Origin of the sequence: Rouxiella sp. T17 (assembly GCF_036663475.1) — a bacterium.
Classification (GTDB): domain Bacteria; phylum Pseudomonadota; class Gammaproteobacteria; order Enterobacterales; family Enterobacteriaceae; genus Rouxiella.
In genome coordinates this window covers 1-12,180 of record NZ_JAWUEA010000005.1, presented here as the reverse complement: position 1 = coordinate 12,180, position 12,180 = coordinate 1, and the positions used below count along the sequence as shown (strand labels likewise).

Annotated in this window: 9 protein-coding genes; 4 read left to right on the top strand and 5 right to left on the bottom strand. The window is 50.0% G+C overall.

What is annotated here, in order from left to right; genetic code table 11:
* Positions 1–22: 22 nt before the first annotated feature.
* Positions 23–1,015, bottom strand: a complete 993-nt coding sequence (locus tag SC206_RS00840; protein WP_332733216.1) for a 2-hydroxyacid dehydrogenase — start codon at positions 1,013–1,015, stop codon at positions 23–25.
* 145 nt (positions 1,016–1,160) lie between these two features.
* On the opposite strand from SC206_RS00840, the gene SC206_RS00835 reads away from it, so the two are divergent.
* Genes SC206_RS00835 through SC206_RS00825 form a run of 3 tightly spaced genes read left to right on the top strand, consistent with a single transcriptional unit; the run spans position 1,161 to position 4,457 of the window.
* Positions 1,161–3,872 (top strand): YdbH family protein, encoded by a 2,712-nt coding sequence (locus tag SC206_RS00835; protein WP_332733214.1) that lies wholly within the window; start codon positions 1,161–1,163, stop codon positions 3,870–3,872.
* Positions 3,869–4,108: a YnbE family lipoprotein gene (locus SC206_RS00830; RefSeq protein ID WP_332733211.1), complete on the top strand. Its 240-nt coding sequence runs from the start codon at positions 3,869–3,871 to the stop codon at positions 4,106–4,108. Before SC206_RS00835 ends, SC206_RS00830 begins: the two co-directional genes overlap by 4 nt.
* Positions 4,109–4,118: 10 nt before the next feature.
* A complete protein-coding gene (locus tag SC206_RS00825) occupies positions 4,119–4,457 on the top strand; it encodes a YdbL family protein (RefSeq protein ID WP_332733209.1) in 339 nt (112 codons plus the stop codon).
* A 251-nt stretch (positions 4,458–4,708) separates the two neighbouring features.
* Here SC206_RS00825 and SC206_RS00820 read toward each other — a convergent pair whose 3' ends face one another.
* Entirely contained in the window at positions 4,709–5,326 is a 618-nt protein-coding gene (locus SC206_RS00820; protein WP_332733207.1) for an FMN-dependent NADH-azoreductase, read from the bottom strand.
* Between the two features lie 257 nt (positions 5,327–5,583).
* Here SC206_RS00820 and hrpA point away from each other — a divergent pair, with 257 nt between their 5' ends.
* Complete coding sequence (gene hrpA / locus SC206_RS00815; RefSeq protein WP_332733205.1) at positions 5,584–9,459, top strand: ATP-dependent RNA helicase HrpA; 3,876 nt, start codon at positions 5,584–5,586, stop codon at positions 9,457–9,459.
* Between the two features lie 29 nt (positions 9,460–9,488).
* Here the strand turns inward: hrpA and SC206_RS00810 are convergent, their stop codons facing one another.
* The 3 genes from SC206_RS00810 to SC206_RS00800 form a co-directional block, all read right to left on the bottom strand.
* Complete coding sequence (locus tag SC206_RS00810) at positions 9,489–10,550, bottom strand: hypothetical protein (RefSeq protein WP_332733203.1); 1,062 nt, start codon at positions 10,548–10,550, stop codon at positions 9,489–9,491.
* A 79-nt stretch (positions 10,551–10,629) separates the two neighbouring features.
* The gene (locus tag SC206_RS00805; protein WP_332733201.1) at positions 10,630–11,478 is read right to left on the bottom strand and encodes a trypsin-like serine peptidase; all 849 of its coding nucleotides are present in this window, start codon (positions 11,476–11,478) and stop codon (positions 10,630–10,632) included.
* 419 nt (positions 11,479–11,897) lie between these two features.
* On the bottom strand, positions 11,898–12,180 hold a 283-nt coding region (locus SC206_RS00800), incomplete at its 5' end, for a hypothetical protein (protein WP_332733200.1).

The window sequence follows — 12,180 nt, the reverse complement described above, 5'->3', positions numbered from 1 at the left end:
AATTGGGTTTTCGAAAATGCTATCAGCTCAGCACTTGATTCGGGCAGTGTTCGCCATTCGAAAGTTGTGACAGGTTTTCGAGTGTAGTTTCGGAAATACTGATTAGCGCTTCGCTGGTCAGAAACGCCTGATGGCCGGTGAATAACACATTGTGACAGGAAGAAAGTCGGCGGAAGACGTCGTCTAATACCACCTCGTTTGATTTATCTTCGAAGAATAGGTCGCGCTCGTTTTCGTAAACGTCCATGCCGAGTGCGCCGATTTTTTGCTGTTTCAATGCGTCAATCGCGGCGCTGGCGTCAAGCAGTGCGCCACGGCTGGTGTTAATGATCATTACGCCATCTTTCATCTGGCTGAAAGATTCGCTATTCAACATATGATGGTTTTCGGCCGTGAGCGGGCAATGCAGAGAAATGATATCGGACTGCGCGTACAGCGTGGCGAGGTCGACATATTCTGCGCCTATTTCCAGCGCGAGGGGATTAGGATATGGGTCAAAGGCTAAAAGCCGCATGCCAAAACCTTTCAGGATCCGTAACGCGGCGAGGCCAATTTTACCCGTACCGATAATTCCCGCCGTGCGTTGATGCATGTTAAATCCGGTTAATCCTTCGAGCGAGAAATTGGCTTCGCGCGTGCGCTGATAAGCGCGGTGAATATGCCGATTTAAACAAAGCATCAAACCAACAGCGTGTTCAGCCACGGCTTCGGGTGAATAGGCCGGAACGCGGACTATCTCTATGCCCAACTCTTTGGCCGCCTCCAAATCGACATTGTTAAAGCCCGCACAACGCAGCGCCAGCCGTTTAACGCCGATTTCTGCCAACTCTTTCAACACTTCACGACTGCCATCATCATTAACGAAAATGCATACGGCGTCACAGCCTGCGGCAGTTTTGGCTGTAGGCTGGCTCAGCATAAAATCAAAGAATACTAATTCGAAACCGTAGCGCTGATTCACCAGCTCAAAGTATTTGCGATCGTAATTCTTGGCGCCATAAACGGCAATTTTCATGCTTTTTGCTCCGAAAATTGAAATATATAAAAGGAGGAATCTTCCTTAAACCTAGCACTGAGAGAGTGTCGAGACAAAGGGTAAGCGGATGTAAATCGCCTTTTTATGATATTGTGCAACTGTTAAGAAAATATCAGGACAATTCATGAGGAAAGGACTTAAACATCTCGGCGTTTTCCTGTTGGCAGGGGCGGTAATCATACTGCTGGCGTTGGCTATTTTGTGGCGAACACTCCCGCAATGGCTGCCGACGGTGGCAAAACACTGGCTACCGCAGGGCACGCAATTAACCCTCGCCACGACGCCGGTTTGGTCACAGGGCGCATGGTTTTTGCCTGATGTTCGTTTTCAGGCGCAGGATTGTCTATTGGCCGAGGCAAAAGATGTGCATCTTTCAAGCCTTGCCACCAGATGGGATCTCCAATTGGCACAGCTCGATGTCGACACCGCCTGCCTCGCAAAACTGCCCGCCAGTCAGGGTTCCAGCGCGCCATTATCCTTGCCCGGACTCCAAAAACAGCTGCCATTAGGCCGGCTTCATATCGCCAAACTTAACATCACGCCTTATCAGCTTTATGCTGGCGAACTGAATATTGATAATAATGGTCAGCAGCAAGTTATTACTTATCAAGGCGATGCGCTGCATTTTAAGGCCGAGCTCGATAATAATCAGCAGCTCACTGTTCATTCATTAAGTCTGCTTCCGCCGGGCGGGGGTGAGCCTATTTCGCTGACCGGCAAATTGGCGCTGCCCGTCGCGCTCGATACTCTGCCCGCCAGCGGTGAACTGCATGGCGAAATGCGCAGCGCCGCCGTGCCTCATCCGTTAGATATCAGTGTAAATTGGCAGCAAAAACAGGGTGAACTTCAGCTGATTGAAAAGGGCGAACAGCAGCCTTTAGTGACGCTTCCGTGGCAGCTTGAAGAGAAAAAAATCACCATTGTTAATGGAAAATGGCGCTGGCCTTATGCCGCTCAGCCGCTTTCGGGTGGAGTCAGTCTGACTTTCGATAATTGGAGCGATAACTTCAACGAGACCACGCTAAGCGGGCGGCTGAATGTGTTGACTCAGGGGCACAATGGCAAGGCCAACGTGGTGTTATCGCTCGGGCCGGGCAAAATTGGGCTGCTCGACAGCGATATTCCGTTCCAACTGACCGGACAGGCTAATTTGCCGCAAATGTCGCTTAGCGCCTCGTTTCCGGCGACCTTAACGGGGTCGGTGCTGAATCCGGTTGTGGCGCTGCACAGTGGCGCGCTGCTGCGAGCGTGGGGGAATCCTACACCAACGCTTACTCTGCGTGATGCGCGCTGGCCTTTAGCGGGCGTTAACGTGAGCGCAAAGGGCGTCAGCGGGCCACTACAGGCGATAGTGCGGGGCGAAGACAGTTATTGGGGCAGTTTTGATCTGCATCTCAACGGAAAGTCGCAGGACTTTTGGCCCGATAAAGGCCGCTGGAACTTCAACTATTGGGGCAACGGTAATCTGCCTCCGCTCGGCGGCAAGTGGGACGTCGCCGGTAAAGGCAGCTGGCTCGACGCGCTGCTTTCATTAACCCAGCTTTCTGCCGGTTTCGATCGCCTGCATTATGGGCTGGTCAATGTTGCTGCGCCGCGCCTGACTTTAACTACGCCGCTGGTGTGGCAGCGTCCAATTCCACCTCGTTATGTGAAAACGCTGGCGCCCGTTACGCCTTCTTTCACTGGCGCGCTAAAGCTGGTCGCCAGCAAAATTGATTTCGAAAACAACGGTAATTTGCCCGCCACAACGCTTGAATTAGCCTTAAAAGGGGCAAATCCGAATGATATCAATCTCAATGGCCGACTTGAGGCCTTGCCGATTGGGCCGATTCGCCTTAATGGTCGCTGGGACGGTGCGCGTCTGCGTGGACAAGGCTGGTGGCCGAAACAGGATTTAACCGCCTTCCAGAGCCTGCTGTCGCCTGATTTAAAAATCAAGCTCCGCGGCGGAGAGCTTTATGCTCAATCGGCATTTTCGGCGGCGCGTGGCCAAGGCTTTATCGCGGGCGGCCATTGGGTGGTGAAAAATGGCAGCATGTGGCTTAAAGATGGCGACCTCAGTGGGCTTGAGTTTTCGCTTTCCTATCGTTTGAAAGACAGCGTATGGCAATTCGGAACCAAAGCGCCGGTATCGTTACGCATTGGCGAGTTAAACAATCTGTTTCCGATGCAAAATATTACCGCCGAACTGCAGGGCAGTTATCCGTGGAGCGAGAAAGCGCCGCTGAGGCTGAGTAATGTCGGCATGGATGCGTTAATGGGCCATGTTAGCCTGTCGGCTCTGAGACTGCCGCAGCATGATGCGGCCGTACTCAAGCTGCAAAAAATCAGTTTGAGTACGCTGTTTACTGCGCTGAAACCAAAACAGTTAACGATGTCGGGGCGAGTCAACGGCGAGCTGCCGCTGTTTGTCGATAACCCGAAATGGCTGATTCACGACGGCTGGATCGCCAACGACGGCGGCCTGACTTTGCGGCTTGACCCTGATTTTGCCGCCGCGATGGGCGGAGGAAATATCGCCAATCGGCTGGTTATTCAGCTGTTGCAATATCTTGAAATACAACGCTCTTATGCCAAAGTGAGTCTCGATAATTTGGGTGAGTTAACCATGGCGGCGGAAATCAACGGTGTGAATAATACCGACCAGCAAAAGCGTGAAATACATCTGAATTACACCCATCAGGAAAACGTCTACCAACTATGGCGGAGCCTGCGTTTCGGCGACAGTTTGCAGGAGTGGTTGCAACAACAGCTCAATGCTTCTTCTCCGACAGCGGTTCCGACAGTGGTTCCGACAGTGGTAAACACGAACCAAAAATCGAGGAACGACAAATGAAGCCGATAGCGGCCCGCATGATTTTCAACAGGCTATTTTTTACCCGCGCAGCAGGTCACGCGACGGTTCTCGCGACAATGACGTTGCTACTTAATGGCTGCGTTCCACGCATCGAAATCGCCACGCCGACCGCGCCAATCACTATCAATATGAATGTCAAAATCGAACATGAAATTCATATAAAAGTGGATAAAGATGTCGAAAATCTGCTGAAAAGCAACAGCGGCCTGTTTTGAGGATCATCAAATGAAAACGTTCAAAAATAGAGTGCTCATGATGGCGTTATTGCTGGGCGGCTGGCTGTTTTGCAGCTCGGCGCTGGCCTTGACTCTCGAACAGGCAAAGCAGCAGGGGTTAGTAGGCGAAACACTTTCAGGATATTTAGCGCCTGTAAAACAGGGTGCGGAAGCGCAAGCATTGGTCAAACGCATTAACGAAGGACGCGAGCAGCAGTATCAGCAGGTGGCGAAAAGTAATCAGGTCAGTACCGATGATGTCGCAAAACTCGCCGGACAGAAATTGGTAGCCCGCGCTGCCACAGGCGAATATGTGCGCGGCATCAACGGGCAGTGGCTGCAAAAATAGCTGGCCGATTGGCAATAAATATGGCAAAAAAAAACGCGCCCCGTTGGGCGCGCAATGTTTACTACTTCACTGCCGGTACACATGACGATTCTAAAAGTAGTTAGCCGACAGTAGAGCTTTCGAAATTCAAATGATTGAACTTCTGGCTTTCGATATCCAAAAATGAAGCTTGGATTTTCTAACAGCACTGCTTTCGAACGGCAGTGCTTTCAAACAGCAGTGCTTTCGAACAACAATGTTTTCGAACAGAGTTACGCTGCAGCAACCTGCTGGATAGCCGCATCGATTGCCGCTTTCGCATCAGCCTGCGCTTTTGCTGCCACTTCTGGACCGTAAGCGATGCCTTCAGCGTAGATGGTTTCTACGTCGGTCATGCCCAGGAAGCCCAGGAACAGGTTCAGGTAAGGTGCTACCAAGTCGCTTGGGGTATCTTTATGAATGCCGCCGCGGCTAGTCAGAACAACAACGCGTTTGCCTTTGATCAGACCTTCAGGGCCTTTTTCGGTGTATTTGAAAGTCACACCGGCACGAGCAACCAGGTCGAAATAGTTTTTCAGCTGAGTAGGGATGTTGAAGTTGTACATTGGCGCAGCGATAACGATAACGTCGTGGGCCTGCAATTCGTCGATCAGCGTGTTGGACAGCGCCAGCGCTTCTTCCTGACGTGGAGTCAGTGGCGCATCGGATGGACGCAGCGCGCCAACCAGCTCGCCGTCAAGCACAGGAATCGGTTCTGCAGCCAGGTCACGCACGGTAACTTGAGAAGCGCTGTCAGTAGACTGGAACTGAGAAACGAAGTAATCAGCCAGTTGATTGGTCTGAGAGAAGTTAGCCAGAATGCTTGATTTTAGAACCAGTACTTTGCTCATGTAAAATTCCTTCACTAAGTGAGATCATACGGAGACAAGGTTGTCCCGAGAATGTTGATTACTTTAGTGATAAATGTTTATCAGTGATAGTGCAATATTTCGAGCGCTACATCCAAAATTTTTGAACAACAATGTTTGCCTGCACCAGTCTTAACTACAATCAAAAAACCTTCGGCTTCGGCAACCTTATTCGCTTGTGATAACATAGTGTTATTCAGGTAAGGCCTCAGCCTGCCGACCATCAAGGAATCTCGAACGTGAAATCACCGCTCGCGGCACTATCAGCACAACTTGACGGGCTGATGCTACGTGACCGACAACGTCTGCAACGTCGTTTGCAGGGCGCGAAAAAAATCATCGATCCGCAGGCTCTACAAGGGCTGACTCAAGAGCTGGAAACGGCGATTCAGCAGGGCCTGCAAAAGGTGGGCGCGCGCGAAGCCTCGCGTCCAAAAATTAGCTATCCCGAAAATCTGCCGGTTAGCCAGAAGAAAGACGATATTTTCAATGCCATTCGCGACCATCAGGTAGTGATCGTGGCAGGTGAAACCGGATCGGGTAAAACCACACAGATCCCGAAAATCTGTATGGATCTGGGCAGGGGAATCAAAGGGCTGATCGGCCATACCCAGCCACGTCGTTTAGCCGCCAGAACGGTGGCCAATCGTATCGCCGACGAGCTGGATACCACGCTCGGCAATACGGTCGGCTACAAGGTGCGTTTTAACGATCAGGTGAGTGACAACACCTTGGTCAAACTGATGACCGACGGTATTCTGCTGGCTGAAATTCAGCAGGATCGCATGTTGATGCAGTACGACACCCTGATTATCGATGAGGCGCATGAACGTAGCCTGAATATCGATTTCATCTTGGGATATTTGCGTCAGTTACTGCCGAAACGTCCCGATTTGAAAGTCATTATTACCTCGGCGACTATCGATCCGCAGCGTTTTTCCAAACATTTTAACCACGCGCCGATCATCGAAGTCTCAGGTCGAACCTTCCCGGTCGATGTGCGTTATCGTCCGGTAGTCGACGATGCCGACGACGTGGATCGCGATCAGCTACAGGCGATTTTCGATGCCGTAGACGAACTTGGTCGCGAGAGTAGCGGCGATATCTTGATTTTCATGAGCGGCGAGCGCGAAATTCGTGACACCGCCGATGCGCTGAATCGTCTCGATTTGCCGCACACAGAAATTTTACCGCTGTATGCGCGGCTATCGAATAGCGAGCAAAACCGCGTGTTCCAGTCGCATGCGGGGCGTCGCATCGTGTTGGCGACCAACGTCGCTGAAACCTCGCTGACGGTGCCGGGCATCAAATATGTGATTGACCCAGGTACTGCGCGCATCAGTCGGTACAGTTTTCGAACGAAAGTGCAGCGACTGCCGATCGAACCTGTTTCGCAAGCCTCCGCTAACCAGCGTAAAGGCCGTTGCGGACGTGTCTCCGACGGTATTTGCATCCGTTTATATTCGGAACAGGATTTTCTGTCACGCCCCGAGTTTACCGATCCGGAAATTCTGCGTACCAACTTAGCGTCGGTTATTTTGCAGATGACCTCATTGGGGCTCGGCGATATTTCGGCATTTCCGTTTGTCGAAGCGCCTGACAAACGCAATATTCAGGACGGCGTCAGGCTGCTTGAAGAGCTTGGTGCGATTAATAATGCCGAAAATGGCCGTTACACCTTAACACCGCAGGGCCGAAGTTTGGCGCAACTGCCTGTCGACCCGCGTTTAGCGCGCATGGTGCTGGAAGCCGAGAAAAATAGTTGTCTGCGTGAAGTGATGATCATCACCGCTGCGCTGTCGATTCAAGACCCGCGCGAACGCCCGATGGACAAACAGCAGGCTTCGGATGAAAAACACCGTCGTTTTGCTGACAAAGACTCCGACTTTCTGGCTTTCGTTAATCTTTGGGACTACCTGCAAGAGCAACAAAAAGCGCTCTCTTCGGCACAGTTCCGCAAGCTGTGTCGCAGCGATTTCCTGAACTATTTGCGCGTACGCGAATGGCAGGACATTTATACCCAGCTGCGTCAGGTAGTGAAAGAGTTGGGGCTGCGAATTAACAGCACTGCCGCCGATTATCGCAGCGTACACTGTGCCTTGCTCACCGGTTTACTGTCGCATATCGGCCAGAAAGACGTGGAAAAGCAGGAGTTTACCGGTGCTCGCAATGCCCGCTTTGCTATTTTCCCAGGGTCAGGGCTGTTCAAGAAGCCGCCAAAGTGGGCCATTGTCGCCGAGCTGGTTGAAACCAGCCGACTTTGGGGACGAATCGCCGCAAAAATCGAGCCTGAATGGATCGAGCCGTTAGCGCAACATTTGGTGAAGTACAGTTACAGCGAGCCGCACTGGGAAAAAGCGCAGGGCGCGGTGATGGCGACCGAAAAAGTGACGCTGTTTGGCTTGCCGATTGTGATGGCGCGCCGCGTAAACTACGGCAGCATTGACGCCGCCGTTTCACGTGAGCTGTTTATTCGTCACGCGCTGGTGGAGGGGGATTGGCAGACGCGCCACGCTTTCTTCCGCGAAAATTTGCGTTTACGAAGCGAAGTTGAAGAGTTGGAACACAAGTCACGTCGCCGCGATATTTTGGTCGACGAAGAGACGTTGTTCCAGTTTTACGATCAGCGCATTGGCCATGAGGTGGTCTCGGCCAAACACTTCGATAGCTGGTGGAAAACGCAGCCTGCCGACAGCTTGAACTTCGAAAAAAGCATGCTGATAAAAGAGGGCGCAGGCAAAATTAGCGCCCACGACTATCCGAACTTCTGGCATCAGGGCAATATCAAACTGCGCGTCACCTATCAGTTTGAGCCCGGTACTGAGGCTGACGGCGTGACCGTCCATATTCCGCTGCCACTGTTGAATCAGATTGAAGAAGTTGGCTTCGACTGGCAAATTCCGGGTATTCGCCGTGAGCTGATTATGGCGTTGATTAAATCGTTGCCGAAACCGGTGCGCCGTAACTTTGTTCCCGCGCCGAACTATGCCGATGCTTTTCTGGGCCGCGCCACGCCTTTCGAATTGCCATTGCTAGAGTCGATGGAACGCGAGTTGCGCAGAATGACGGGCGTAACGGTTTCACGTGATGATTGGCAACTGGAGCAGGTGCCCGACCATTTGCGAATGACTTTCCGCGTTGTCGATGACAAAAATAAGACCCTGCGTGAAGGCAAAAGCCTGACTGCCTTGAAATCGACCTTGAAAGAGCAGGTGCAGCAGACGCTTTCTGCGGTCGCTGACGACGGTATCGAGCAGAATAATCTGCACGTTTGGAGCTTTGGCAGTTTGCCAGAATGCTACGAACAAAAGCGTAACGGTTATCAGGTGAAAGCCTATCCTGCGCTGGTGGATGAAAAAGACAGCATTGCTATCAAGCTGTTTGACAGCGAGTTGGAACAGTCGCAGGCGATGTGGAACGGCACGCGTCGTTTATTGCTGCTAAACATTCCGTCGCCGATTAAATATCTGCACGAAAAATTGCCGAACAAGGCTAAGTTGGGGCTCTATTTCAACCCTTACGGTAAAGTGCTGGACCTGATAGACGACTGTATTTCTTGCGGAATCGACAAGCTGATCGACGAGTCAGGCGGCCCCGTCTGGACAGAAGAGGGCTTTGCGAAACTGCACGAGCACGTACGCGCGCATCTCAATGAGGCGGTCGTAGGTATCGCGATTCAGGTCGAGCAGATTTTGACGGCGGTATTTAGCATCAACAAACGCCTGAAAGGGCGCATTGATATGACCATGGCATTGGCACTTTCGGATATCAAAGCGCAAATGTCGGGGCTTATCTATCGCGGTTTCGTTACCAAAAATGGCTGGAAACGTTTAGGCGACACGCTGCGTTATTTGCAGGCGATCGAAAAACGTATGGACAAGCTGCCGATGGATCCTCATCGCGATCGCGCGCAGATGCTGAAAATCGAAAGCGTGCAGCAAAAATGGCAGCAGTGGTTTAACAAACTGCCGCCGGTAAGACAGGCGAGTAAAGAGGTGCAGGAAGTGCGCTGGATGATTGAAGAGCTGCGCGTCAGTTACTTCGCTCAGCAGCTCGGCACGCCTTATCCTATTTCCGACAAGCGTATTTTGCAGAGCATGGAGCAGCTGAGTTAAGCGATAATTTTATTAGATATAGGAGGAAATCAAGTTTTTCCTCCTACATATTTTTCGAATATTTTAGCACTTAGTGGATTAACGGCATTTGTCACAACGCTATGAATTGACTTATTTTTCCTTGAAGTTGCTATAGATGCTAAAAGCGAGATTGCTGTTCCTAGTCCTTTAACATCATATTTACCTATAGAAATTCCTAAATGTCTTTCAATGTCGTTTCTTTTATTAGAATCTGCGCGCGCAATTAATGCTGATGGATGTATAGCAATACCCCTAATGTTCATTACACCTTCAAGGTCAGAGATAACAGCAATTGCAAAAGGATCACTGTCTTTTTTCTTTTTAAGTATATAAAAACTCGCGTTAGCTTTTTCGCTATTTTTTTGGCTGTAAAGCTCAGCTATTTTTTCGATGTATCTATTTATTTCTTCAGATTTATTAAGATTGTTAATTATATGCCCATCAATTGCTTGGCCATCTAATTTATCTTTGTATGTTTTTGCCGTTGTAGAATAGAGATGGCTTATTTTTTTTGCATCCATAGGGGAAATGCTTTTGATCTTGAAGTCGCCTGAAGATCGGTAAGTATCCCCTGTTGGCACTTTGGGTCTTATTTGTAACTTGCTGAAATATTTGGTTATTCTACTGTTCATTAATTTCATCGGCAAATTTTGACGAAAGAAGCCTCGTAAGCCGCTTTTAGGTAAAGGCGTTGAATGAGTCGTTACATCTTGGTCGGGTTCATTTTGTTCAGAATCACTTTGAGGCTGAACTTCGAAAGGTTCAATGCTGTCCGCTAGATTATCAACTACAGCAAGGGTCAAATTATCAATTAGCCTTTGTGTACGTTGGGCTGATATCTGTTCAGGCGTTAAATTGTAGCGCGACCCACGCCTAAAAAATTCCTCTTGAGAAGTTATTTCTTGAGATGAAGTCGCAGCATGCCTGGGCTGATTTTCTTGTACGGGTATTGGGCGAGCATAAGCTGGCATAAATACCTCAGGTGTATCATTAGTTGGTATCTTTATTCTAAAGAACTTGAGAGCGGGTAAATAGGCGGAAGGGTTCCTTATTTCTAAGGATTTCATCATCAAGATGAGTCATTCAATTAAAATAATAAAGTATTAAAAAATACCCCTTCTTCGAAAAGGAGGGGTATTAAATTTTCGATCAATGCACCAACTGGTTATCGCTTAATTGTACCAACGCATCTTTGATGGCGGGTACTGCGAGCGCGCGGTTATCGGCAAGATATCTATCCTGCGCGGCAGGGGCCGAGCTTTGAATACCAATCAGCGACCATTTGCCGTTTTGCTTAAGCAATAGCGGCGAGCCGCTGTCACCCGGCAGCGTATCGCAACGGTGCGACATTACGCCAGGCTGAGCCCAGCCGGTAATCAGGCAATCTTGGTGACTATAAAGGTCGTCGAGATGATCTTCAGGATATCCCGCCTGTGTCACTTTGCGGTCGTTGGCTTTCAAAGCAGCAGTCAATTCATCGCGCGAGCCTTCCCAAAGCGGTAACGGTTTGATAGGCAATTTTCGTTTCAAATCGGTAATACGGACCAGTGCGAAATCGTAAGAGGCGGCTTTTGGCGGCACAATCCAGCCTTCGCCGTCAGCCTTGAGCTTTTTGCCCAATGCCGGATCGACGAGCGTTTCGAGTCCAGTAATTTGATAACGCCATTTTTCATGCTGCGAGACGAATCGCAGGGCGATAACTTTATCAAGATTTCCCGGAGGAGCCAGCACGCAGTGGCCGGCGGTAAGCACCAGATGTTCGGAAATCAACGTCGCGGTACAAAGGTTTCCGCTGGCAGTTTCAATCTGGCCAATAGCCTGCCACGGCCAGCTTTTAACATCACTCACGTGAGTTCGGTGATCCTGGCCGAAAAACAGGGCAGTTTTCTCTTTAAGGCTGATAACGGGCGCATCTGAGTCGCTGTCAGCAGAAGAGTCGGCGTGAGCAGGAAGAGCGAAGCAGAAAAAGCACAAGACGAGCGGTAAAGCTATGCGCATATCGTATTGACCTTGAGTGCGGGGAGTGACCGAAGTTTAATAATTATGAGTTTGAGTATAGCGTTAAAAAGAGCGTAGGAAATGGAAGAACGCGGTAACTCATTGTATTTTGTCAATCTGGTAAAGAGAATGTGTGCAATCTGGTAAAGAGAATTTTCGTTAGCTGGTGAGGCGCGTTATCGATTACGTTGCATTAAAAGTAGAAAAATAATGTAATCAGGCCGCATAAAATCAGAGAGCTTAGGGTGATTTCGAACAGATAACGTCGCAGCATCGTCCATCAATACCTCAAGATTGCCGGGGTCATTGCCCGTCTTTACGCGCTGGTAGGGCGTAGCCTAGTTAAAAAAACACCCGGCGAACCGGGTGTCAAATAATCAGTCTTGATAAGAGTGAGACGTTGAGCTCACAAAGACATATTACTTAGCTGCTGGAGCAGCTTTTTTAGCGTGTTTCACGTGCTTTTTAGCAGCCTGAGCTTTCTGGGCAACTGGCTTCTTAGCGTGTTTCACGTGCTTTTTAGCAGCCTGTGCTTTCTGGGCAACTGGCTTCTTAGCGTGTTTTACGTGCTTTTTAGCAGCTTGAGCTTTCTGAGCTACTGGTGCTTTTGCAGCGTGTTTCTTAGCGTGCTTTTTAGCAGCCTGTGCTTTCTGGGCAACTGGCTTCTTAGCGTGTTTTACGTGCTTTTTAGCAGCTTGAGCT